18 protein-coding genes are annotated in these 24,525 nt (G+C 71.7%); 6 read left to right on the forward strand and 12 right to left on the reverse strand.

Annotation, left to right across the window (positions count from 1 at the left end):
• Positions 1-15: 15 nt before the first annotated feature.
• The 5 genes from ACNNMR_RS42435 to ACNNMR_RS42455 all read right to left on the reverse strand — a co-directional run bounded on the left by ACNNMR_RS42435 (position 16) and on the right by ACNNMR_RS42455 (position 11,475).
• Positions 16-9,390, reverse strand: coding sequence for a type I polyketide synthase (locus ACNNMR_RS42435; RefSeq protein ID WP_420000099.1), 9,375 nt, complete (start codon positions 9,388-9,390; stop codon positions 16-18).
• Positions 9,391-9,566: 176 nt separating this feature from the next.
• Positions 9,567-10,103: a hypothetical protein gene (locus ACNNMR_RS42440; RefSeq protein WP_420000100.1), complete on the reverse strand. Its 537-nt coding sequence runs from the start codon at positions 10,101-10,103 to the stop codon at positions 9,567-9,569.
• Positions 10,104-10,125: 22 nt separating this feature from the next.
• Positions 10,126-10,737, reverse strand: coding sequence for a hypothetical protein (locus ACNNMR_RS42445; protein ID WP_420000101.1), 612 nt, complete (start codon positions 10,735-10,737; stop codon positions 10,126-10,128).
• 35 nt (positions 10,738-10,772) lie between these two features.
• Positions 10,773-10,967: a hypothetical protein gene (locus tag ACNNMR_RS42450; RefSeq protein WP_420000102.1), complete on the reverse strand. Its 195-nt coding sequence runs from the start codon at positions 10,965-10,967 to the stop codon at positions 10,773-10,775.
• A gap of 139 nt (positions 10,968-11,106) precedes the next feature.
• Positions 11,107-11,475, reverse strand: coding sequence for a MerR family transcriptional regulator (locus tag ACNNMR_RS42455; RefSeq protein ID WP_420000103.1), 369 nt, complete (start codon positions 11,473-11,475; stop codon positions 11,107-11,109).
• Positions 11,476-11,587: 112 nt separating this feature from the next.
• Here ACNNMR_RS42455 and ACNNMR_RS42460 point away from each other — a divergent pair, with 112 nt between their 5' ends.
• Positions 11,588-12,706, forward strand: coding sequence for an alkene reductase (locus tag ACNNMR_RS42460; RefSeq protein WP_420000104.1), 1,119 nt, complete (start codon positions 11,588-11,590; stop codon positions 12,704-12,706).
• Between the two features lie 13 nt (positions 12,707-12,719).
• Here ACNNMR_RS42460 and ACNNMR_RS42465 read toward each other — a convergent pair whose 3' ends face one another.
• Positions 12,720-13,181 (reverse strand): MarR family winged helix-turn-helix transcriptional regulator, encoded by a 462-nt coding sequence (locus ACNNMR_RS42465; protein ID WP_420000105.1) that lies wholly within the window; start codon positions 13,179-13,181, stop codon positions 12,720-12,722.
• A gap of 113 nt (positions 13,182-13,294) precedes the next feature.
• Here ACNNMR_RS42465 and ACNNMR_RS42470 point away from each other — a divergent pair, with 113 nt between their 5' ends.
• From ACNNMR_RS42470 to ACNNMR_RS42490, 5 genes are all read left to right on the forward strand, one after another.
• Entirely contained in the window at positions 13,295-14,137 is an 843-nt protein-coding gene (locus tag ACNNMR_RS42470; protein WP_420000106.1) for an alpha/beta hydrolase, read from the forward strand.
• 77 nt (positions 14,138-14,214) lie between these two features.
• Positions 14,215-15,216, forward strand: coding sequence for a fatty acid desaturase (locus ACNNMR_RS42475; protein ID WP_420000107.1), 1,002 nt, complete (start codon positions 14,215-14,217; stop codon positions 15,214-15,216).
• 8 nt (positions 15,217-15,224) lie between these two features.
• Positions 15,225-16,814: a xylulokinase gene (locus ACNNMR_RS42480; protein ID WP_420000108.1), complete on the forward strand. Its 1,590-nt coding sequence runs from the start codon at positions 15,225-15,227 to the stop codon at positions 16,812-16,814.
• Between the two features lie 2 nt (positions 16,815-16,816).
• Positions 16,817-17,146: a non-heme iron oxygenase ferredoxin subunit gene (locus ACNNMR_RS42485; RefSeq protein ID WP_420000109.1), complete on the forward strand. Its 330-nt coding sequence runs from the start codon at positions 16,817-16,819 to the stop codon at positions 17,144-17,146.
• A 16-nt stretch (positions 17,147-17,162) separates the two neighbouring features.
• Positions 17,163-18,110, forward strand: a complete 948-nt coding sequence (locus ACNNMR_RS42490; RefSeq protein ID WP_420000110.1) for a LysR substrate-binding domain-containing protein — start codon at positions 17,163-17,165, stop codon at positions 18,108-18,110.
• On the opposite strand, the gene ACNNMR_RS42495 is transcribed toward ACNNMR_RS42490, so the two are convergent.
• The 6 genes from ACNNMR_RS42495 to ACNNMR_RS42520 all read right to left on the reverse strand — a co-directional run bounded on the left by ACNNMR_RS42495 (position 18,095) and on the right by ACNNMR_RS42520 (position 24,430).
• Positions 18,095-19,459 (reverse strand): NAD-binding protein, encoded by a 1,365-nt coding sequence (locus ACNNMR_RS42495; protein WP_420000111.1) that lies wholly within the window; start codon positions 19,457-19,459, stop codon positions 18,095-18,097. The genes ACNNMR_RS42490 and ACNNMR_RS42495 overlap by 16 nt on opposite strands.
• A 322-nt stretch (positions 19,460-19,781) precedes the next feature.
• Positions 19,782-20,513 (reverse strand): GntR family transcriptional regulator, encoded by a 732-nt coding sequence (locus tag ACNNMR_RS42500; RefSeq protein WP_420000112.1) that lies wholly within the window; start codon positions 20,511-20,513, stop codon positions 19,782-19,784.
• Positions 20,510-21,265 carry an SDR family NAD(P)-dependent oxidoreductase gene (locus tag ACNNMR_RS42505; RefSeq protein WP_420000113.1) on the reverse strand — a complete coding sequence of 252 codons (756 nt, stop codon included), beginning with the start codon at positions 21,263-21,265 and terminating at the stop codon, positions 20,510-20,512. The genes ACNNMR_RS42500 and ACNNMR_RS42505 overlap by 4 nt, the downstream gene beginning before the upstream one ends.
• Positions 21,255-22,712: a xylulokinase gene (locus ACNNMR_RS42510; protein WP_420000114.1), complete on the reverse strand. Its 1,458-nt coding sequence runs from the start codon at positions 22,710-22,712 to the stop codon at positions 21,255-21,257. The genes ACNNMR_RS42505 and ACNNMR_RS42510 overlap by 11 nt, the downstream gene beginning before the upstream one ends.
• Positions 22,713-22,715: 3 nt before the next feature.
• On the reverse strand, positions 22,716-23,474 hold the full coding sequence (locus ACNNMR_RS42515; RefSeq protein WP_420000115.1) for a sugar isomerase domain-containing protein: 759 nt from the start codon (positions 23,472-23,474) through the stop codon (positions 22,716-22,718).
• Positions 23,471-24,430 (reverse strand): phosphotriesterase family protein, encoded by a 960-nt coding sequence (locus ACNNMR_RS42520; protein WP_420000116.1) that lies wholly within the window; start codon positions 24,428-24,430, stop codon positions 23,471-23,473. The genes ACNNMR_RS42515 and ACNNMR_RS42520 overlap by 4 nt, the downstream gene beginning before the upstream one ends.
• Between the last annotated feature and the right edge of the window lie 95 nt (positions 24,431-24,525).

Raw genomic sequence — 24,525 nt, forward strand, 5'->3', positions numbered from 1 at the left:
CAGCAGGTCACGTAGTCAGGGGGCTTCGGATCCTTCGAGTGCCATACGCACCAGGTCCGCGGCATCCAGCGCGTCGATGAGCTCGGTGTTGCCGCCGTCGTGCGCGGGCTCGTCCGCCGTGGCGGCGAGCCGGCGCAGGATCTCTTCGAGGCCGGCGGCCCGGAGGCGTCCCACCGGGATCGAGGCGATGAGCTGCCGGAGTTCCCCGTCGGCGTCGGCGGCCGGCTCGGCGCCGTCCGGGAAGAGCTGCGACAGCAGATAGCCGGCCATCGCCTGCGGCGTGGTGACGTCGAAGACGAGCGTGGCCGGCAGCCGCAGGTCCGTCGCCGCGTCGAGCCGGTTGCGCAGCTCGACCGAGGTGAGCGAGTCGAAGCCCAGGTCCTTGAACTCGGCGTCGGCCGGTATCGCGGCCGGCGAGGCGTGGCCGAGGACGACGGCGGCCTCGGTTCGTACGGTCTCCAGGACCGCGCGCTGCTGCTCGATCGGGGAGAGCCCGGCGAGCTGCTCAGCGAGCGAGGCCGCGCGCCGGTCGCTGCTGGTGTCGTCTGCCGGCCGCGCGGCGCGGCTCCGCACGAGGCCGCGCAGCACCGGATTGATCCGCTCGCCCGGACCGGCGCGCAGCGCGGCCGCGTTGAGCTTCATCGGTACGAGATGGGGCTCGCCCGTGCCGAGCGCGGCGTCGAACAGCTCCAGCCCCTCGGCGGCACTCAGCGCGCCCACGCCACCGCGCGCGAACCGGGTGCGGTCCCGCTCGCTCAGCCCGCCGGCCATACCGGTGTCCGTCGCCCACAGTCCCCAGCCGAGCGACAGGGCGGCCGCGCCCTCGGCCCTGCGGTGCTGGGCGAGGACGTCGAGGAAGGCGTTGGCGGCCGCGTAGTTGGCCTGCCCGGCGCTGCCGAGCACGGCGGTGGCGGAGGAGAACAGCGCGAACAGCGGCAGGTCCAGGTCCCGGGTCAGCTCGTGCAGATGCCAGGCGGCAGCCGCCTTCGGCGCGTACACCCGGTCGAGGCTCTCCGGGGTCATGGCCGCGACCACGCCGTCGTCCAGCACGCCGGCCGCGTGCACGACGCCGGTCAGCGGGTGCTCCGGCGGCACCGCGGCCAGCAGCGCGGCGACCGCGGCGCGGTCGGCGACGTCGCAGGCGGCCACGGTCACCTCGGCGCCGCGGGCGGTGAGTTCCGCCGCCAGCTCCGTAACGCCGGGGGCGTCCAGTCCCCGGCGGCCGGCCAGCACGAGATGCCGGACGCCGTGGTCGGCGACGAGATGCCGGGCCAGCGGGCCGCCGAGGGTGCCGGTGGCACCGGTGATCAGGACCGTGCCCTCGGGGGCCACGGGACGGGGCACGGTCAGCGCGACCTTGCCGACGTGCCGCGCCTGGCTGAGGTGACGGAACGCCTCCTTGGCGGCTCGTACGTCCCAGGTAGTGATCGGGGGCAGGCGCAGCGCGCCGCTCTCGAAGAGGCCGAGGATGGCGGTCAGCATCTCCTGGATGCGGTCGGGGCCGGCTTCCATGAGGTCGAAGGCGCGGTACGAGGCGCCTGGTCGGCCCGCGGTGGCCGCTTCGGGCGTACGGATGTCGGTCTTGCCCATCTCTACGAACCGGCCGCCGGGGCGGAGCAGTCCGAGGGAGGCGTCGACGAACTCGCGGGCGAGGGAGTTGAGTACGACGTCCACGCCCTCGCCGCGGGTTGGGGCGCGGAACGTGTCCGCGAAGTCCAGTGTGCGGGAGGAGGCGATGTGCGCGTCGTCGAGGCCCATCGAGCGCAGGGTGTCCCACTTGGCTGCGCTGGCGGTGCCGTAGACCTCGGCGCCCAGGTGTTGGGCGAGTTGGACGGCCGCCGTGCCGACGCCGCCGGTGGCGGCGTGGACGAGGACGGATTCGCCGGGCTGGAGGCGGCCGAGGTCGACCAGGCCGTAGTAGGCGGTGAGGAAGACGATCGGGACGACGGCGGCTTCGGTGAACGACCAGCCGGCGGGCATGTGGGCGACCATCCGGTGGTCCACCACGGCGACGGGGCCGAGCGCGCCGGGTATCAGGCCCAGCACCCGGTCCCCGGGGGTCAGCCGGGTCACGTCGGGCGCGACCTCGGTGACGACGCCGGCGCCTTCGCCGCCGAGGAGCATCTCGTCGGGGTACATGTCGAGGGCGAACAGGACGTCCCGGAAGTTCAGGCCGCCTGCGCGCATCGCGATACGGACTTGGCCGGGGGCGAGGGGGGCCGTTGCCTCGGGGGAGGGGATGAGGTCGAGGCCTTCGATCGTCCCTTTGGTGGGTGCGTCCAGTCGCCAGGCGGGGGCGTCCGGTGGGGTGAGGGCGGTTTCGGAGCCGAGCGGGGTCAGGCGGGGGATGTGGGCGTCGCCGGCGCGGAGGGAGATCTGCGGTTCGCCGGTGGCGGTGGCTGCAGCAGGGAGGGCGCGCAGGGATGCGTCGGTGCCGTCGGTGTCGATCAGGGCGAAGCGGCCGGGGTGCTCCTCCTCGGCCGAGCGTATGACGCTCCAGACCGGGGCGTCGGTCAGAGAGGGCGTCTCGCCGGGGGTGGCGGCCACGGCGCCCTGGGTGAGCACGACCAGGCGGCGGCCGGTGAACCGGTCGTCGGCCAGCCAGGAGCGGGCTGCGGTAAGGGCGTTGGCGGTGGCGGAACGGGCGGCTGCGTGCGGGGTGCCGGCCTCGTTCGGCCCGACGGTCGAGTCCTCCCTCGCGCCGCAGGCGACGGCGATCACGTCGGCGGGCGGCCCGTCGGCGGCGAGTGCGGCGCCCAGCGCGTCGAAGTCGGGGTACGTCACGACGTCGGTCCCGGCGGCGGCAAGCAGTCCCGACAGCCGGGCGCCGGTCGTGCCGACCAGGGCCCATCGCGGCGCGGGCGGGCCCGCGGCGGGCAGCGGCACCGGGGTCCAGTCCAGCCGGAGGAGCGACTCGTGGACCGCGGCCGCCGCGGCGCCGAACAGCTCCTCGGCCAGCGGCCTGAGCATCAGCGAGGAGACCTCGGCGACGGGACGTCCGGCACCGTCGGCGATCTGGAGCGCGAGGGACTCGGGACCGCTGCGCGCCAGCCGTACCCGCAGCGTGGTGGCGCCGACGGCATCCAGCCGCACACCGCTCCAGGAGAACGGGAGCAGTGGGCGGCGTGGTGGCTGCCTGAGCCCACTGAGGGCCATCCCGTGCAGCGCGGCATCGAAGAGCGCGGGGTGGAGGCCGTACGAACCGGTGTCACTGTGCCGGTCCTCGGGCAGCTCGACCTCGGCGAACACCTCCTCGCCCCGCCGCCAGGCCCGCCGCACCCCACGGAACGCCGCCCCGTACTCCAGACCCGCCTCAGTAAGCCGCGCGTACAGACCATCAGCCGCGACCTCCTCGGCATCGGCCGGCGGCCAGGAGCTGAGGTCGAACGGCGCCTCAGGGCCGGTGGGCGTGACGGTGCCGCTGGCGTGCCGGGTCCATGGGGCGCCGGCGGCGCCCTGAGTGTCCTCGGGCCGGGAGTTGATGCCGACCGGTCGGCGGCCACTCGCGTCGGGGTCGCCGACCACGACCTGCACCTGCACGGCGCCCTTCTCGGGCAGCACCAGCGGCGCTTGCAGCGTGAGCTCGTCGAGCGCGCCGCAACCGGCCTGCTCACCTGCCCGTATCGCCAGCTCCACCAGGCCCGTCCCGGGGAACACGACCCTGCCGAGCACCATGTGATCGGCCAGCCAGGGCTGCGTCTCCAGCGACAGCCGGGCGCTGAGCACCAGGCTGTCGGCGTCATTCAGCCAGTAGCGCTTGCGCTGGAAGGCATACGTGGGCAGGTCGATCCGGCGGGCGCCGGTGCCGTCGTAGAACGCCGTCCAGTCGGGCGCGGTGCCGCGTACGTGCAGCCGACCCAAAGCTGTGGCGAAGGCGAGCGCTTCGGGGCGGTCGCGGCGGAGTACGGGGATGAGGTCGGCGTCGGCGAGGCAGTCGCGGGTCATTCCGGTGAGGGTGCCGTCGGGGCCGACCTCCAGGAAGGTGGTCACGCCTGCGGACTGCAGATGCCGGACTCCGTCGCAGAAGCGGACGGGTTCGCGGACGTGGCGGACCCAGTACTCCGGGGAACAGATCTCCTCCCCGGCCGCGGTCTCGCCGGTGAGGTTCGATACGACCGGGATCTGCGGCGGCTGGAGATCTAGGTCCCGTACGACGGCGTGGAACTCATCCAGCATCGGGTCCATATGGGCGGAGTGGAAGGCGTGGCTGACCCGCAGGTGCTTGGTGCGACGGCCACGCTCCTGCCAGCTCGCGGCGATCTCGGTCACCGCGTCGGCGTCGCCGGAGATGACGGTCGATGTGGGGCCGTTGAGCGCGGCGATCGAGACGCGGTCGCCGTATCCGGTCAGGCTGTCGAGCACTTCCTCCTCGGTGGCCTGGAGCGCCGCCATGTCGCCGCCGGCAGGCAGCGCCTGCATCAATCGGCCGCGGGCCGCCACCAGCCTGCAGGCGTCCCGCAGCGACAGGACACCCGCCACATGGGCGGCCGCGACCTCGCCGATCGAGTGGCCGGCCACGTAGTCCGGCCGTACGCCCAGGCTCTCGATCAGCCGGAACAACGCCACCTCGACTGCGAACAGCGCGGGCTGCGTGTACCTGGTCTCATGCAACAACTCCACCTCCGCCGAGCCGTCCTCGGCGAAGATCACCTCCCGTAGCGGACGCTCCAGCAGCGCATCGAAGTGCCCGCACGCCTCGTCCAGCGCCGCCGCGAACACCGGGAACCGCCCGTACAACTCCCGCCCCATCCCCACCCGCTGGCTGCCCTGCCCCGCGAAGAGGAACGCCACCGCCCTCCTGTCGCTGCGCACGACGCCGGTGACGAGGTTCGGGGCGGGGCCGCCCTCGGCGAGAGCTGCGAGGCCGCCGCGTAAGGCGGCGCTGTCGTCGGCCAGTACGAGGGCGCGGTGGTCGAGCGTGGCGCGGCCGGTGAGGAGTGAGAAGCCGATGTCGGCGGGGGAGAGGCCGGGGTGGGCGTCGAGGTGGGAGAGCAGCCTGGCGGCCTGGTCGCGCAGGGCCGACTCGCTCTTGGCGGATACCGGCAGCGGGAGCAGGGCGGGGGCGGAGGGAGCCGCTGCCGGCTCCTCGGCGGGTGCGTGCTCAAGGATGACGTGGGCATTCGTGCCGCTGATCCCGAAGGCGGAGACACCGGCGCGGCGCGGGTGGCCGTCCGACGGCCAGTCGCGCTGCTCGGTCAGCAGGCGTACGGTCCCGTCGCTCCAGTCCACGTGCGGGCTGGGCTCGGCCACGTGCAGGGTGTGCGGCAGCACGCCATGGCGCATCGCCATGACCATCTTGATGACCCCCGCCAGACCGGCCGCCGCTTGCGTGTGACCGATGTTGGACTTTACGGAGCCCAGCCAGAGCGGGCGGTCGTCCGGGCGGTCCCGGCCGTACGCGGCGATCAGGGCCTGCGCCTCGATCGGGTCGCCGAGCTTGGTGCCGGTGCCGTGCGCCTCGACCGCGTCCACCTCGGCGGCGGACAGGCCGGCACTGGCCAGTGTCGCCTGGATCACCCGTTGCTGGGACGGGCCGTTGGGGGCGGTGAGGCCGTTGGAGGCGCCGTCCTGGTTCACCGCGGAGCCGCGTACGACCGCCAGCACCTGGTGCCCATTGCGGCGGGCCTCGGACAGCCGCTCCACCAGGAGCACGCCGACGCCCTCGGCCCACCCGGTGCCGTCGGCCGAGGAAGAGAATGACTTGCACCGCCCGTCCGGGGCGAGTCCCCCCTGCCGGCTGAACTCCACGAAGGTCTGCGGCGTGGGCATCACGGTCACGCCGCAGACCAGCGCCATCGAGCACTCGCCCTGTTGCAGCGCCTGCGCCGCCAGATGCAGCGCCACCAGCGACGACGAACAGGCCGTGTCCACCGTCATGGACGGCCCTTCGAGCCCGAAGGCGTACGACAGCCGTCCCGACAGCACGCTCGCCGCGCCGCCGGTCAGCCGGTAGCCCTCGATCCCGTCCACGGGCCCGCCCCCGCCGGCGTCGCGGTACATGAACGTCCCGGCGTAGACGCCGGTCCTGCTGCCGCGTACGGACAACGGGTCGATGCCGGCGCGCTCGAACGCCTCCCAGCCGGTCTCCAGCAGCAGCCGCTGCTGCGGGTCCATGGCCGTGGCCTCGCGCGGGCTGATCCCGAACAGCTCGGCGTCGAACTCCGGCGCGTCGTGGAGGAACCCGCCGAGGCCGGTGGCGGAGGTCCCAGAGCGCTCCGGTCCGGGGTCCGAGAGCCCCTCCAGGTCCCACCCGCGATCGGCAGGGAAGGAGGAGATACCCTCGCCGCCCGACGCCACCAGATCCCACAGGGCCTCCGGCGACCGTACGCCGCCGGGGAAGCGGCAGCTCATACCGACGATCACCACGGGGTCGGCGGGAGCGTCGGTGGTGGTGGCGGCAGCGGTGCTGCGGGAGCTCTCGTCCAGCACCTCTGACCGGAGGAAGCGGATCAGCGCCTCCGGCGTCGGGTGGTCGAAGATCAGCGTTGTCGGCAATCGTTTGCCGGTCGCCTGGCTCAGGCGGTTGCGGAGCTCGACGCCCTTGAGCGAGTCGAAGCCCAGGTCTTTGAACGACCGCTCCAGCGGGAGGGTGTCCGGGGAGCGGCGCTCCAGCACCGTGGATATCTGGCCGCGCACCAGGTCGGGGAGGTCGTGATCGAGATCGCCGGGGGAGGTGCTGGACGGCGGGGCGTCGTGGGTGGTGCCGGGGTCGTCCAGCCAGTAGCGGCGGCGCTGGAAGGCGTAGGTGGGGAGGCCGATGCGGCGGGCGGGGGTGTGGGCGTAGACGCCGGCCCAGTCGACCGGTACGCCGCTGACCCAGGCCTGGCTGAGGGAGGTGTAGAAGCGTTCGAGGCCGCCGTTGTTACGGTGCAGGCTGCCGACGATGAGTGCGTCGGTGTTCGCGTCTTCGGCGGTCGCTTCGATCGGGATGGTCAGGATCGGGTGCGGGGTCATCTCGATGAACGCCTGGTGTCCCTCCGCGAGGAGGGTGCGGATGACGGTCTCGAAGCGGACGGTCCGGCGCAGGTTGCGGTACCAGTAATCGGCGTCGAGGGAGGCGGTGTCGAGCTGCTGCCCGGTGACAGTGGAGAAGAACGGGACCTCGCCCGATACGGGCCGTACCGGCGCCAGGAGCTCGGCGATCCGGTCCTCGATGCGCTCCACGTGCGTGGAGTGCGAGGCGTAGTCGACCGGGATGCGCCGTGCTCGGGTCCCCTGCTCCCGGCAGACGTCCATCATCTCGTCGAGGGCGTCGGCGTCACCGGCCACGACGGTGGCCGCCGAGCCGTTGACCGCCGCCACTGAGATACGGCCCTCCCAGCGGGCCAGCAGCTCATCAACGTCCGCGCGCGGAACCGCGAGGGAGACCATCCCGCCTTGCCCGGACAGCGCCAGGACCGCCTGGCTCCGATACGCCACGACCCGTGCGCCGTCCTCCAGGGTGAGGCCGCCCGCGACGCAGGCGGCGGCGATCTCGCCTTGCGAGTGGCCGACGACCGCGGCCGGGCGTACACCGTGGGCCTGCCACAGCGCCGCCAGCGACACCATCACCGCCCACAGCGCGGGCTGCACCACGTCGACCCGCTCCAGGGCCTGCTCGTCGCCCAGGACCTCCAGCAGCGACCAGTCCACGAACGGGTCGAGTGCCTCTGCGCAATCGGCCAGCCGCTGCTGGAAGACCGGCGCGGATTCCGCCAGGTCCAGCGCCATGCCGGCCCACTGCGATCCCTGTCCCGGGAAGACGAACACCGCCCGGTCCCGCTCGCGCGCGACGCCCCGTACGACCCCGGAATCCGCTCCATCGTCCTGCAGCGCGGCCAGCCCGGCCGCCAGCGACCCGCGATCGGTGGCGATCACCGCGGCGCGGTGCTCGAACTGCGCCCGCGTCACCGCCGCGGAGTAGCCGACGTCCGCCACTGACACCGCACCGGCGGCGGATTCCACCAACGACCGCAGCCGCTCCGCCTGCCCTCGCAGGGCCGCCTCCGCACGCCCCGACACCAGCACCGGAACGGGCGCCGGCCCGGAGGCCGGGGCCTCGGACGCTTCAGCTCGCTCGCCGTCGCCGTCGTCGCGGTGCACCCAGTCGGAGATCACCACATGGCAGTTGGTGCCACCGACCCCGAGCGAGCTGACCCCGGCCAGCAGCGGTTCGCTGCCCGGCAGCGTGCGGAGGGCCGTATTCACCTCCAGATGGAGGGCGTCGAGTGGGATGCGCGGATTGGGGGTCTCGTAATTGAGGCTCGGGGCGAGCGTGCGCTCCCGTACGCACAACACGGCTTTTATGAGCCCGGCGATGCCCGCGGCGCCTTCCAGGTGGCCGATGTTGGTCTTCACCGAACCGACCAGCAGCGGCGCATCGCCGTCACGGGCGCGCGCGGCGCCGTGGACCGCGCCCAGGGCGGCGGCCTCGACCGGGTCGCCGACGGGGGTGCCGGTGCCGTGCAGCTCTACGAACCGGACGTCGGCGGGGTCAACCGCGGCCTGGGCGCAGGCGCGGCGCAGGACGTCGCGGTGGCCCTCGATGCTGGGGGAGGTGAGGTTGTGGCCGCCGCCGCCGTCGTTGTTGACGGCGCTGCCGCGGATGACGGCGTGGACGGGGTGGCCCGCGGCCAGCGCGCGGCGCAGGGTGGTGAGGACGACGAGGCCGCCGCCTTCGCCGCGTACGTAGCCGTTGGCGCGGGCGTCGAAGGTGTAGCAGCGGCCGTCGGGGGAGAGGCCGCCGAAGTGGTCGGCGATGTGGAAGCTCTCGGGAATGAGGTTGAGGCTCACCCCGCCGGCGAGGGCGATGGCGGATTCGCCGGTGCGGAGGCTCTCGCAGGCCATGTGGACGGCGACGAGGGAGGAGGACTGGCCCGAGTCGACGACGAGGCTCGGTCCTTGCAGGCCGAGCACGTAGGAGAGCCGGTTCGCGATGACGCTGCGGTGCAGGCCGGTGAGGCTGTGCTGGGTGAGGGCGGCGGCGCCGTGCTGGTGGGCCAGCTTGGCGTAGTCGTCCCAGATGGACCCGACGAAGACGCCGGTGTCGCTGCCCTGCAGCGTCTCGGGCAGCACGCCCGCGTGCTCCAGGCCCTCCCAGGCGAGTTCGAGGGCGAGGCGCTGCTGCGGGTCCATGGCGGCCGCCTCGCGGGCGGAAATGCCGAAGAAATCCGCGTCGAAATAGTCCGGTTGGTCGAGGAATCCGCCACGGAAGGAGGCGTACGCGGCGGACTGCTCGCGCCTGTCCGCGGGGGCCTCGGTGACGGCGTCCTCGCCGTTTCTCAGCAGGCTCCAGAATGCGTCCGGATCCGGGGCGCCGGGAAAGCGGCAGGACAACCCGATGACGGCAATGGCGTCGTCGTCCATCGCGACGTATTTCTTCTCACGACGAGATCCGGGTCCATAGGGCATCGCATTCCTCCGCTGTGCGCCGGCCGCCCCCGAAGTCTCGCTCGCACCGGTGGCGCCACACTCAGCGGGCGGCATGCGCAACGCTCGCCGCGGAGTCGCCTGCCTGGTGGACGCCGAGTCGCCCCACGCCTCACGGGCCCGGTAAGGGCCGAGGTGGGCGGGGGAGGGGAGGTGTGTCAGCCGCGGTCGTTGCGATACATTCCGAACTCGTAGGGGCCCTGCACACGGCCGAGTTGGAGTGTGAACCGAACCAGTGGTCCCCACGCGTCACGGTCGCCGAGCATGGCCTCGATCGTCGCCGTGCGGTCGCACAGGTGCTCCTTGTGAGGTCGATCCTGCGGCAATTCGCTGCCGAAATCCACAAACAATTGCAGTGCTTGACGACCGGGCACCGAAAAGATCGCGGGCTTCGCGTTCTTGGCTATGTGTGACTTCCTGGCTTCGGCCAAGCATCCATTCCAGAGCAGCGGCTCGATCCCGGCGGGACCGTCGCTGAAGCAGAGGCGGAGGTTCTGGACGATCAGGGGCTTGGGCCCGGTGTTGTAAATCACCAGCGGTAGGTGGACGAATAGTTGGCGGTCCTTCACCCAAGCACCGAAGGTGTGCGGTGCGTAGGACCTGAGCCGGCCCCGGCGTTCGTTCATCCACCAGAACGATCCGATGGTGAAGGCGAGGGCGCAGGTCGCTACGATCGCCGGCACAGTCCAGGACACAGCCATTCCTCCGATCGGTCGATCACGGCAACGACGCGTCCCTGTCGTGCGGGGTGAGCGGCAGCACGGTTGGCCGGGGCGTCAGTCGGGGGAGAGGCTGCTCGCCGATCGCGGGCGAGGTAACGACGCAGAGGACGCTCTCGTAGGCCCTTCCTGAGGCGTCCACGGAGTCCTCGAGCTCCTTGGCCGCGCTGTCGCCCAAGGGAACGGACGACCTGACGTGATTGAAGTCGCCTTCGCTCATGTGAAAGAGGAACAGGGCGTCGAACTGGCAGAGCGTCGCCGTCGGCAGCTCCGCGATGTGGCCCTTCACCCATAACCCGCGCCGGTGACCGAGGGCCTTGTAGCCGGCTACCAGATCTGCCACCCCGTCCGTCGAACCATGGATCTCCACCAGCGGCAGCACCGCGCATCGGGCGGGGCTCGCCCTCGCGCCAGGGCCGGGTGCGCGGAGTGCGCGGCTCTCGAGATCGCGCGTGTCGTGGTGACGGAATCGGAGGTGCGGGGCGAGTTCCACTGCCGCGGACGCGATGAGTTGGTCGGCTGCGGGCCGCTTGCACTGTACGAACACCAGCCCGCGCCGGAAGAGGGGGACCAGTGAGCTCTCACGGAACAGCTCCTGGGCGGTGCTCACGCTGAGGTCCTCAAGGAAGGCTGGTGGCCTGGGCATCAGGGGAACTCGGCCGCTGGAGGGCGGCCTACGTCGCTCTTGAGGAGGTAAATGGTGTCGCCTGCGGCGGGTCGATACCGCTCCAGGGGTGTCTGCTCGTTGGCGGGAGAGACCGCGATCTTCCAGTCTTTCGGATCGCCCAGCGAGCCGTCCTTGCCCAGATTTTCGACGATGTCTGTCTTGATGAAATGCATCCCCTGCGAAGGGTCGATTCGCCCTGTTCTGACACCGCACCTGAACGCATCTGGATCGCCCAGTAGAGCTGTCCGATGGATAGCAGACGGCCCGCTTCCCACCCCATGGACCGGTTGGTCCACGCGGCACCGCGGCGCGCTAGCCGATCGCCTGCGTCGCGCGGAAGCGGCGGTTCATCGCGATCAGTTCGTCGAGTGCGTCCCGGGTGGCCAGCAGATCGTCGATGTGTGCGCTGAGCCGGTCGCGTTCGACGAGCATGCGCTCGAAGGCATCGTCGGCGGTGTCGGCGCCGGGAGAGTCGACGCAGGGGATCACCTCCGCGATCGTCCGGCTGGAGAGGCCGCCGGCGTAGAGGCGCTGGATGAGGATCACCCGGTCGACGGCGTACTCGGCGTAATGCCGCTGCCCGCTCGCGCTGCGCTCGGATGTCAGCAGCCCTTGCTCCTCGTAGTAGCGCAGCGATCGCACGCTCACCCCGGCCCGCCGCGCGAGCTCGCCGATCCGCACGTTCCACCTCCTGTGATCTCCGGCACAAAGCTTGCCTCTGACGTCAGTGTCAGGTTTTAGCGTACGTGATGTCCCCACCGACCACGCCAGGCAGAGCAGAGGAAGCCACCGCATGACCACTCTCTTCGACCGCCACCAGCTCGGCGCACTCACCCTCCCGAACCGGATCGTGATGGCACCGATGAGCCGGGTGCGCGGCACCACCGACGGCCTCGCGACGCCCTCGATGGCGACGTACTTCGCCCAACGCGCGAGCGCCGGACTGCTCGTATCCGACGGGATCGGCCCCAACCTGGTCGGGACGTCCAACCCCGGCGCCGCAGGGTTGCGCACCGACGAAGAGGCCGCCTCCTGGCGGCAGGTGACCGACGCGGTGCACATCAACGGCGGCCGGATCTTCGCCCAGCTCATGCACGGCGGCCGGATCGGCCATGAGTCGGTGACCGGGCTGCAGCCGGTCGCCCCCTCGGCGGTCGCGGCGGCCGGCTCGGTCTTCACGCCCACCGGCCCGCAGCCCGCCCCGGTCCCGCGGGAGCTGAGCACTCAGGAGGTACCCGAGCAGGCGCGCTCGTACGCGGCGGCGGCTGTCCGTGCGGTCGGAGCGGGCTTCGACGGTGTCGAGCTCCACGGTGCCAACGGCTATCTGATCAGCCAGTTCCTCTCCACCAACGCCAACCTGCGCACTGACCGCTACGGAGGGTCGGTCGCGGGCCGGATCCGCTTCGCGGTCGCGGCCGTCGAGGCCACCGCGGATGCGGTCGGCGCCGAGCGCACCGGCATCAGGCTCTCGCCCGGTGCCGGGCTCTGGGACGTCGCCGAGCCGGACCACGCCGAGGTCTACGCGGCACTGGTCACCGAACTGAACCGGCTGGGCCTGGCGTACGTCCACATCGAGGCGACCACCGACGACGCGACGATGCTTGACCTGCGCAAGCGTTGGGACGGCACGATGGTGGTCAATCCGAGTTCCTGGCTGGCGCGCGGGGACAAGCCGTTCGGCTCCGCGCCGACCGGTCTCGAGTCCGCCGACCGCTGGCTGGGGCTGGGGGCGGACCTGGTCAGTTTCGGACGGGCGTACCTCGCCAATCCCGACCTGGTCGAGCGCCTTCGTCTCGGTGCTCCGCTGGCGGAGGCCGATCCGGCCGTCTACTACGGCGGCGGTGACGCCGGGTTCATCGACTTCCCGGCGTACCGTCACGAGGGTGAGCCTCAAGGCGTGCTGCAGGCCTGAACGGGCCGCCCGCTCAGGCGGCGTCGAGCGCGACGATCTGCTCCAGCGTTCGGCGCAGGCCAGCGACCTGGTCCTTGCCGAGCAGCCCGGACCATCGCTGCTCGACGTCCTCGAGGATCCGGCCCGCCGCGGCCTGGGCCGCCCTGCCTTGCTCGGTGAGTCGGATGATCTTCGCGCGGCGGTCGGCCTCGTCGGCGATGCGCTCCAGATAGCCGTGCTTTTCGAGGTCGGCGACGAGTTCGGCGAGCGCCTGCTTGGTGAGTCCGGAGCGTTCGGCGAGCGTGGTGAGCCGCGAGCCTTCGGGGTCGATGTAGCGGAAGACCGAGCCGTGGACGAACCGGATCCCCTCGAAGCCCTCCTCCGCCAGCTGCTGGTGCAGCCCCTCGAGCGCGATGTCCCTGGCCCGGGTGAGCAGGGCGTGGAGGGGCAACTTCGGCTCCTGCTGCCGCTCCCGCGCGCCTGAACGCGTCGTCATCGTCGTGCGGCCCTTCTTCCAAGTGGGTTAGTCAGGTCGCTTGACAGTATCAGGCAGCGAACTGGTAAGGTCGCCTGACTGTCAGGGGGCTTGACTAAAACCTGGAGGACGAGATGACCGGCATTACGGAACAGCGTGAGCAGTTCGCGGCGATGTTCACCCGGCCGCTGCCCGCCGATGTCGACGCGTCGACGACGACGCTCGGCGGGCAGCCGGCACTGGAGCTGCGGAGCGCGGCGCCCGGCCCGGCGGGGGAGGACGTGCTGCTGTATCTCCACGGCGGCGGGTTCGTGGTCGGGTCGGCGCGCGTCAGTGCCCACCTCGCCGCCGCGCTGCTGCGGCACCTGGACGGCCGGGCGGTCTCGCTCGACTACCGGCTGGCGCCCGAGCACGCGTTCCCGGCCGCGCCCGATGACTGCCTGGCGGCGTACCGCGAGCTACTGGACTCCGGCGTGGATCCGCGGCGGCTGGTGATCGCGGGCGACTCGGCCGGTGCCGCGCTGGCAGTCGTCACCATGGTGCGCGCCCGGGATGAAGGACTGCCGCTGCCGGCGGCGGCGGTCCTGTTCTCACCGGCGGTCGATCTGACGCTGAGCGGTGCGAGCGTGCGGTCCAAGACCGGCGTGGACCCGGTCTTCGCTCCGGCCGATCTCGAGTGGCTCTTCGGTCAGTACCTCGCGGGCGCCGACGGCGCAAAGCCCGAGGCGAGCCCACTCTTTGCCGACCTCGCCGGCCTGCCGCCCCTCCTGATCCAGGTCGGGTCGAGCGAGCTGCTGCTGGACGATGCCGTACGACTGGCAGGCCGCGCCGGCGCCGACGAGGTCGAGGTGACGCTGGAGGTGGCCCCGCGCCAGCCGCATGTATTCCAGCTCGACACCGAATCCCCAGAGGCGGCCGCGGCCCTGGAGCGGGCAGGCCAGTTCCTCTCTAAGACGCTGCCTCAACTGCACGTATAGACCCACTCAATGCCCGCCTTCCGATATTTGGATTCGACTCGCCTGGCGCAGTGGACGACGCTTTAGCAATGAGGCCGATGCTGACTCCGGATGATGTGGATCCGTGGGCGAAACCTCCCAAGCCCCCGCTGCCGCGCAAGCAACTCAAGGCCCTTCAGCAGCGGCGTGACGCGCCCGCCGTACGCTACGTGGCCGGACACCTCGTGGCCGCGGCGCTGACCACCACGCTGATCGCGCTCGCCTGGGGCACCTGGTGGATGGTGCCCACGATGTTCCTGCACGGCGTCATCCTTGTTTTCCTCTTCGCGCCGATGCATGAATGCACCCATGGCACCGCATTCCGCACCCGCTGGCTGAACTCAACACTGGCGACATTCTGTGGATTCGTGCTGATGCGCCCGGCGCTGTATTTCCGCTACCGGCACGCCGCCCATCACAGCTACACCCAGGATCCGGAGCGCGACCCCGACCAGGTGCCCATGCCCGACGGCCTCGCCGAATATCTGGGCGAGGTCTTCGGCATGGAGTTCTGGCCGAAGATGGCCGGCACGCTCTACCGGGGCACCACCGGGCGCTTCAACGAGCGCGAGAAGACCTTCCTGCCCGAGTCGGTACGGCCCCGGATCATCTGGGAGGCCCGGCTGATGGTGGGCTGTTACGTCCTGCTGGCGGCGGCGTCGGTCCTCTTCTCCTTCTGGCTCATGCTGCTGGCCTTCTGGCTGGTGCCGCGGATCATCGCCGAGCCGACGCTGCGGCTCGTACGGATGGCGGAGCACACCGGGATGGAAGAGGGCGCCGACCCGCTCACCAATACGCGGACGACGCTGAGCAATCCGGTGGTCCGCTTCCTCTACTGGCAGATGCCGTACCACGCCGAGCACCACATGGCGCCCTCGGTGCCGTTCCACCATCTCAAGGCGCTCCACCAGGCGCTGCCGGGCGAGCCCGCGGAGCGCGAGTACGTGATCAGCAAGGGCTATGCGGCCGCGCACCGTGACATCGTCGCCAATCTCGGCAAGGGTGCGGGTTCGACCGTTCCCACCGCGACCGCGCGGGCCGCCGCCACGGCTGAAAGGTAGGAGCATCCGTGCCAGGACAGCTGACCCTCGGTGTCGATATCGGCACCACCAACGTCAAGGCGTGCGTCCTCGACACCGCTACCGCCGCCGTCATCGCCACGGCGGCGGCCGAGCATCCGCTGCACCATCCGCATCCCGGATGGGCCGAGCAGTACGCCGACGAGTACTGGGACGCGGTGTCCGCCTGCATCCGCGACTGCGTGCGCCAGTTGCCCGGGCCGGCCGGTGACATCGCCGCCGTATCCCTCTCCGGGCTCGTCGGTGTGACGCTCGCGGTCGACCGCACCGGACGGCCGCTGCGGCCGGCGATGATCTGGATGGACTCCCGCGCGCACGCCGAGTGCACGGAGATCCGCGAACGCATCGGCGAGGAGCGCATCAACGCCGTCAACGGCAATCGGGTCGCGTCCTGGTTCATCGAGCCGAAGCTGCTGTGGATACGCACCCATGAGCCCGAGACCTTCGGGCGGATCCACAAGTTGCTCTCGCCCACCGGATATTGCAATTTCCGGCTGTCCGGCAGCTATTCCATCAATCAGGGCGACGCCGGCCTCTTCTATCCGTACGAGCACAAAACAGGTAGCTGGGACCACGCCCTGACCGCCGATCTCGGTCTCGACCCCGGCATCTACCCGGACGTCAGCGTCTCGCAGCAGGTCATCGGCACGGTCACCGCCGAAGCCGCGGCCGAGACAGGGCTGCGCGCAGGCACGGCGGTGGTCGCGGGCGGGACGGACATCGGCTCCGCCGCCCTCGGTGCCGGCATCACCGAGGTCAGCCAGGCGTACTACTCGATGGGCACCGGCTCGAATCTCGGGATCGTCATCCCGCGCGAGCAGGAGGTGCCGGAATACCGCATCCTCAAATGGCCGCACGTCATTGAGGGGCTCACTCTGCTCGACGCTCCCATGGCGTTCACGGGTGCCTCGCTGAAGTGGTTCCGCGACAAGTTCGCCGACCCCGAGGTCGTCATGGCCGAGCGCATGGGACGTAATGTCTTCGACCTCGTCACCGAACAGGCCGGGCAGATCGACGCCGGCGCCGACGGGCTGCTCTACCTCCCCTACCTCGGCAACTCACTGGCGCCGCGGTGGGACCTCAACGCGTGCGGGGTCTTCTTCGGCATGCAGCCATTCAGTACGAGAGCGCACTTCATCCGGGCGCTCATCGAAGGCGTCGCGTTCGACCTGTACTCCAACGTCCGGATCGCACAGGAAGCGGGCGTCGAGTTCGACGAGATCGTGCTGAACGGCGGCCCCACGAGGAGCGCGCTGTGGAACCAGATCACCGCTGATGTCACCGGGCACCGGCTCGTCATCCCCGACGTGGACGAGGCAGCTCCGCTGGGCGACGCGATGATCGCGGCCACGGGCGTCGGGCTGTACCGCGACCTGCGCGAGCCGGCGAAATCCCTCGTCAAGATCAAGGGAGCCGTGGAGCCGGACGCGGAACGGCACGCGATGTACGGCGAGTTCTTCGAACTCTGGCATCAGATCTACCTCGACCTGGAGACCAGCATGAGCAGGCACAGCCAACTGGTGTCCCGGTACAGCCGGCCGGGCCCGAGTGCGATGGTCGGAGCGGGCGGCAGCCGTTGAGCGTGGCAGAGGGCTCGGGCACGTGGCACGCCGTGGCCGGTGCCGACGAGGTCGAGGAGGACGACGTAGCCCCCTTTGAGGTGCGCGGATGCAGTCTGGCGCTCTTCCACCTGGAGGACGGCAGCTACCACGTGACCGACGACCGCTGCACCCACCAGGAGGCCTCCCTGTCCGAGGGATATCTGGAGGGCGACATCATCGAGTGCCCGCGGCACCAGGGCCTCTTCCACGTGCCTACGGGCCGGCCGAAGGCAGCACCTGTCGTCGCCCCCCTTCGCGTCTACCCCGTAAAGGTCGAAGATGGGCAGGTGTGGGTGAGGCTCCCGGAGTGAGCATGAGGTGGTGTCGATGGCGGGTCTTTCGTACGTCGGCTTCAACCAGCTCCGCTCCTTCCACGCGGTGGCGGTGGCGGGCAGCGTCACCGGCGCCGCCGCATTGCTGCACGTAAGCCAGCCCACGGTCACGATCCAGCTGCGGCAACTCGAAGCCAGCTACGGCATCGAACTGGTGCGACGCACATCGCGTGGCGTGGTGCTGTCGCCCCTGGGCGAGGAACTCTTCGCGTTCACCGAGCAGCTCTTCGACCTGCACGGCCGGATCCTCGACCTGCTCGGCTCGTCGGCCACGACCGTGCACGGCACGCTCCGGGTCGGGGGAGTGGCCCCTACCTACGTCATGCGGGTGCTCGCGGCTTTCGCCAAGACGTACCCCGCGGTGAAGGTCTCGCTGCAGCTCGCCAATTCGGCCGCGGTCGTCGAGCAGCTGGTGGAACAGCAGATCGACGTCGGCATCGTCGGACAGGCCACGCTCGACACCCAGCTGATGGCGCTGCCCTCGAGCCGGCAGCAGGTGGTGCTGCTCTGCCGGGACGATCATCCGTGGGCGGGCCGCAGCGGCATCGGACTCGGCGAGCTGGCCGACGAGCCGCTGGTCATGCGCGAACACGGCTCAACCAGCCGACTCGTCCTCGAACGAGCCCTCAACCACCTGGGCATCGTCCCGCGGGTGGCGCTCGAAGTGAACCGCGAGGGGGTCAGGGAGGCCGTGCTGGCCGGGTTCGGCATCGGCATCAGCACCGAGGTCGAGTACGTGGACGAGCCCCGGACCCGGATGCTCCCCATCGTCGACGCCGACGTCCACACCGAGGCCTTCGCCGTCTGCCTGCGCAGCCGCCGCCACGCACCGGAGATCCGGGCCTTCATGACCATCGCCGAGAAACTCTTCGACGCGGGCGAGACGAGCGGCCCCCCGGACGCTGAACGGCCGCCGTACCAGAACCTTCACGCCGGGCCGTAGCGGACGGGGGCGGCCGAGTTGCTCGGGGCCGTGTCGCCGTCCCGCACGGTGCCGTTAACCTGCGGGTGGTCGCAGCGTACGATCCGCGGCCAGGGAGTGAAGGTTCCGTCCGTACGCGCCACGAGAAGCTGCCTGCCGTGAGTGAGCACGCCGCACGGCTGAAGTCCCGTGAGGCTCGCGGTGGTGTACGCGGCGCTGAGGCTGCCCAGATCGTGCACGATGCCGATCCTGAACAGCGACTGGGTCTCCGCGATGGCCTCGTGATCCCCCGCCCTGATGACCACGCGCAGGTCGGGTGCGACCGCCCGCGCGGCCACCGCGACCGCGACGTTGTCCAGGTCGTCGGAGGCGACGGCTGCCATGGCGCGGGCCGTGTGCAGGCTGAGCTTGCGCAGCACGAACTTGTCGGAGGCATCGCCTATCACCACGGGAATGCCGAGTGCCCGTGAGAGGCGGAGGTTGGGCGCCTTCGCGTTGCGTTCCACCGCGATCACGCCGACGCCGAGGTCCTGCAACCGGGTGCACAGCCGCAGCCCGACCTGCCCCAGGCCGACGACCACGACGTGCCCGCCGCGGGGGAGTGCGCGGGGGCCCACCATGCCGATCGAGCGGGGCGCCAGCAGGCGGTCCACCATGCCGGCGGTGAAGACGGCACTGAAGACGATGGTGATGAGCATGGCGAGGCCGGCGAACACCAGGTAGGCAGTGGATCCGTGGGCGGCGGCGGGCCCCACGGTCGCCACCGTACGGACCGCCTCGAAGAACGCGGCCACCGGCGGCCGGTGGTTGAAGGCCATGGACCAGGCCACGTCCGCCAGCAGGACGGCGAGCAGCCCGGCGAGCCCGGTCAGCATGATGCGCGAACTGCCGTCATGCGGCCGCAGCTGCCCTCTGACCTTCCCCAGCCGGGCCCGCAGCCGCAGCGAGCGAGGCGGATGCCAGGGTTCGAGCGCGACGCCGTCACCGCGCGGGCGGGCTCCGACGTGGCCGCCGCAGTCCGTCCGGTCGAGCGACAGCAGGTCGGGCTCGAGACACGCGGCGAGCAGCACCGGAGCCGCGACGTCGGCCGGTGACGTGACGCGGCAGTTCGGCACGACGCGCACGAGCTGCTCGGCGACCGTCCGGTCGAATACCGTCACGACCAGCCGGACGCCGGGCCGGATGTGCTCGACCGCGAGCGCATACCGCAGGGACTCCACGTCATGGTCGAGCAGGATCGCCACGCCGGTGACATCACCGTCCAGCGCACGACGCAGCTCTTGGTCCGTGGGCTGCGCCAGGTGCCGTACGAGGCAGCCGGCCGCGAGCAGCGAGCCGCAGACCCGGCGGGCGACATCGCTGCCGATCACGACGAAGCACCTGTCGGGCGGGTGCCCAGCCGGATCCTCTCGGCCGCGGTGTTCAGCGGCCAATGTCGCAGTCATCGGACCGGTAGGGGTCGCAGGCTGTGCAGCGGGGGGATCCGCAGCCATTGCAGGTGGTGAGCGTGCGGCCGCAGTGGCAGCTGGGGTCGGCCGGTCCCTTGGCGCACTGCTGGTCTGTGCTCGGCGGGTGGCGCTTGTCCGTCGCTGTGGCGCTCATCTGGTTACCTCCCGTTGTCGACGAGGGTATGAACCCCCGCTCGCGCCACCCCCGCATGGACACCCGAATTCCGCATGACCCGCAGAGACCTCACGGCCGGTCCGGCTCATGGACGCGGCGTTCGACCAGCGTGCGGCAGCGGTCGGCGCGGAGGATGGCGCGGGCGGTTTCGACCGGGCGGTCGTGTTCGTCGTAGGTGGTGCGGGTGAGCATCAGGGCGCACTGCTGGGGATCCTCGTCCAGGGCCGCCGCCTCCGCTCCGTGCAGCAGCACCGGCTCGAAGGACTCGATCGCGCGCACCAGCACCAGCCCGTAGCGTTCGCGCAGGGTCTGGTAGAGGCCGGCTTCGCCGATGCCGGTCTCGGCCAGGCCCGGGACCAGGCCCGTCGGCAGCCAAGTGCGCTCCAGCATGAACGGGGCACCGTCCACGGTCCGCAGCCGCTCCAGCTCGAAGACCTCGGCGCCGGGGTCCAGGCCGAGCTCGCGGGCGATCTGCGGCAGCGCGTCGACCACGGCTTCGGTACGGGTCGACGTGCCGACCTTCGCCCCGGCCTGCCGCAGCGACTCGACGATCGAGAAGTGGCTCATCAGCGACTGCTCCAGTTTGCGCGGCGCGACGTAGGTGCCGCTGCCGTGGCGGCGGACGACCAGGCCCGCGCGTTCGAGTTCGTCCAGCGCCTCCCGTACGGTCTGCCGGCTCACCTCGTGGGTGGCGGCCAGGCTGCGCTCGGCCGGGATCTTCATGCCGGTGGGCCAGCGGCCGCTGTAGATGGTGGTCTCCAGTGCCGCGGCCAGCTCACGGCCCAGGCGGCTGTTGTTCACGCTTCCTCCAGGTCGGGGTCGAGGGTCCAGCCGGCGTCGACGGTGAGGGTCTGGCCGGTGATGGCGGCCGCGTCCGGGCCGCACAGGAAGGCGATGGCGCCGGTGACCGCGCTCGTGTCCATCACGCCGCCGGTGAGCGGCTGCCGTTCGCGTACGTACGCGGCCACCGCCGGGTCGGCGACGCCGCGGGCGGCAAGGGGAGTGTCGACCAGGCCGGGCGCCACGCAGTTGGCCCGCACGCCCGCGCCGCGCCCCTCGGCTGCCAGCGCCCGGGTGAGCGCGACCAGGCCGCCCTTGGCCGCCACATACGCGTGGCTGCGGAACGGCCCGCCGCCGCCCGTGAGTCCGAGCACCGACGACACGGTGACGACCGTGCCGCGCGCCGCGACGAGCGCGGGCCAGGCGGCGGAGGCGGTGAGGAAGGTGCCGCGGAGGTTGACACCGACGACGGCGTCGAAGGCGGCGCCGCTCGACCGCGCCACCGGCCCGTCCCCTGCGGCGCCGCCCGAGATACCCGCGCAACAGACCAGCGCGTCGAGGCGGTCGAGCACGTCGATACGGTCGCGCAGCGCCCCCTCGTCGGTGACATCGGCGACCGCCGCGGTGCCGGGGAAGCCGGCCGGCGGCGGCCGCCGGTCGAGGCCGATGACCGTCCAGCCGTCCGCGGCCAGCCGGCGGGCGGTGGCCAGCCCGATGCCGGAGGCGGCGCCGGTGACGAGGGCCGTACGCGGGGCCGTGGCTTCAGTGCTCATCCCCACTCCTCGTCGCCTCGTAGAGCGCGGCCGCAATCCGCCGCCGGGCCGCCGCGGCCCGCTGTCCCGCCGGATCCGGCTGGTACGTCGCCTCAACCCGGCTGTGTGCCCGCACCAGTTCAGGCAGCGCACCATCAGTGCCCGCCGCGGCCAGCAGCGCGTCGCCGAGCGGCGCGCCATCGCCCGCGTGCACGTCCACCGGCACGCCCGTGGCATCGGCCACCGCCTGCATCCACGCCCCGGACGCCGTCGGCCGACCGGTCGCGGCAAGGCGGGCCGGGGCGGCGCCGGCGGCCCGGGCAACGCTCAGGTTGTGGGCGACCGCCCCGGCCGAGCCTTCGACCACGGCCCGGGCGAGCTGAGCCTGACCGGTGACGAGCGACAGGCCGGAGAAGACACCGCGGGCCGCCGGGTCGTCGATGGGGTGGAGTTCGCCGGCCAGGTACGGCAGGAACACCACGCCGTCGGCCCCGGCCGGCGCCGACTCCGCGGCGGCCAGCAGCCCGGCCGGGTCGGTGCCCGTGACCTCCGCCAGCCAGGCGATGGCCGCGCCCGCCGAGGTCATCGACCCGGACAGCAGGTCGAGCCCGTCGCGTACATGCGGAAAGGTCAGCAGCCGCGGCTCGTGCCGGGCGCCAGGACCGACGGCGACGCCGACGACGCCTGCCGTGCCCAGGCTCAGATACGCGTCGCCGGGATGCAGCACGCCGACCGCGAGCGCGGCCGCGGAGGTGTCCTCGCCGCCCGCCACGACCCGTACGTCCGGCGGCAGGCCCAGCTCACGGGCGGCCGCGGGGGACAGGCCACCGATGGCTTCGGTCGGTGCGTACAGCGGCGGCAACAGCTTGTCGCTGAGGCCCAGTTCGGCCGGCACCTGCCCGGACCAGCCGCGTGCGCCCAGGTCGAACAGGTCGGAGATGCCGGCGTCGCTGACATTCTGCGCCTGCCGTCCGGCCAGCCGCGACAGCACGTATCCCGCCGCCGAGGTGACGTGGGCGGTACGGGCGAGGAGCCCGGGCTCGTGGCGGCGCACCCAGGTCAGCTTCGCGGCCAGGTTCCAGGCTCCGACACGGTTGCCGGACGCCGCCATGACCGCGGCGCCGAGGCCCCCGCCGCTCAGTTCGGCCGCCTCGTCCGCGGCCCGCTGATCGAGGTGGATCAGCGCCGGACGCAGCGGCTCCCCGGCGTCGTCCAGCAGGACGAGCGCGGCGCCCTGGCCGCTGACGGCGATCGCGGACACGTCCGCGGGCCGTACGTCCTTCACCGCCTGCCGGACGGCGGCGACCGTCGCCGTCCACCACGCCCGCGGGTCCTGTTCCGCCTGCCCCGGCCCGGGAGTGTGCGTGGGGTGCGCGGCCGAGCCGCGGCCGACGACGCCCGTCCCGGGGTCGAGGACGAGCGCCTTGGCCGCGCTGGTGCCGATGTCCACGCCGATCGTCAGTGCCACCCGCTACACGCCCCTGGTCCGCTCGAGGTGTGCCGCGTAGTAATCCGCCAGGTTCCGCCGGGCGCTCTCCTCGTCGCTGAAGTGCGGGCTGCCGAGCACCACCGGCTTCACGCCGCGCGCCACCAGGCCCTCGGCCAGCAGCGCGTTGATGGAGTGCGCGGCCACCACGGTGCCGATGGTGGAGGTGGGCCCCACGGGGTAGTCGCAGCCCTCGACGTGGACGGCCGCGTCGCCGGGGGGCGTGCAGTTGTCCACCACGACGTCCGCCACCTCGTACAGGTGCTTCCCCGACGGATGCCGGGAGTCGACGGAGGAGGAGTGCGCCACCGACGTGAGGGCGACGACCGGCAGGCCGCGCGACTTCAGCCCGAGTGCCACCTCCACGGGTACGTTGTTGATGCCGGTGGAGGAGATCACCATGGCCGCGTCGTGCGGCCCGAAGGCGTACTGCGACAGCAGCAACTCGCCGAAGCCGTCCTGCCGTTCCAGGAACAGCGCCTGCGCCAGGCCCATCGTTCCGACCACGTTGGTGTAGTACGACAGCGACAGCTCGACGATCGGGTGATAGCCGACGATCGAGCCGATGCGCGGGAAGATCTCCTCCACGCCCATGCGCGAGTGGCCCGCACCGAAGAGGTGCACCAGTCCGCCGGCGGCGATGGCGTCGGCGAAGACGTCCGCGGCGGCGCGGATGGGCGCCTCCTGGGTCGCCTCGATACGGTCGACGATCTCCCGGGCCAGTTGCGGGTACGCGAGGCTCATCGCGTCACCTCCATGCGGTCGAGGACTCTGCGGGGCGTGTCGATCAGCACCGCGCGCACCTCGTCGGGCGAGAGTCCGGCGGCCGCCAGTTGCGGTACGACGTTGGCGAACAGATTGCGCATGCCCGGCTCGCCGCCGTAAGCGTGCCAGTAGCCGCGGCGGGCCAGGTCCTGCCCGAGCACGACCCGGTCGCCGTGGCCGCGGCGCACCAGCCGTACCACGAGGTCGACGACGAAGGAGTCCGGGCGCCGGTCGGTGCGGCCCAGCCAGTCCAGGCACACCGTGGCGCCGGTCTCGCAGGCGGCGGCGAGGGTGTCGGCGTCGCCGTGCCGGTCCATGTGGGAGAGGATCACGCGCTCGGCCGGCAGTCCCTCCGCGGCCAGCGCGGCGAGCTGCGCGGGGGCCGCGTCAGGGTGTTCGGTGTGGCTGATGACGGGCAGGCCGGTGGCGGCGGCCGCGGCGCCGACTGCGCGGAGCGTGGTGCGCTCCATGGCGGTCGGCTCCGGCGCGCTGGTGGCGACCTTGATGATGCCGGGCCGGGCCTCGATCCGCTCCACGTACGGGTCGCCGTAACCGGAGCGCTCCATGCCCTCGCGCGCCTCGGCCACCAGCAACTCCGCGATCCGGTCGGCGTCGTAGCGGCGCACCCAGTGATCGGCGGCGTAGAAGCGGTCCTTGTGGAAGCCGGTCGCGGCCACCAGCGTGAGCCCGCTGCGGCGGGCGGTGTCGACCAGACCCGCGGCGTCGCGGCCGACGCCGAGCGGCATGCAGTCGACGACCGCGTCGCCTCCGGCGGCAAGCAACTCCTTCGCCTCGGCCACCGCGGCATCCACGGAGTCGAGCAGGAACTCGGGCTCCAGCGCCACCGGCAGCCCGCCGCGGATCAGCAGATGCCCGTGGCAGTCGGTCGGCCCCAGCCGGTCCACCGGTATGTCACCCAGGACGGTGGTGATCACCGCACCTCCTCTTTGGACGGACCACTTTGGCTTCGAGTGTCACCCAAAGTGGTCTGCCAGGGAAGTGGCTTGAGGCATTAAAGGGCCAAGTAGAC

It is taken from the genome of Streptomyces boninensis (genome assembly GCF_048572725.1).
In the GTDB taxonomy this organism is placed as follows: Bacteria; Actinomycetota; Actinomycetes; order Streptomycetales; family Streptomycetaceae; genus Streptomyces; species Streptomyces boninensis.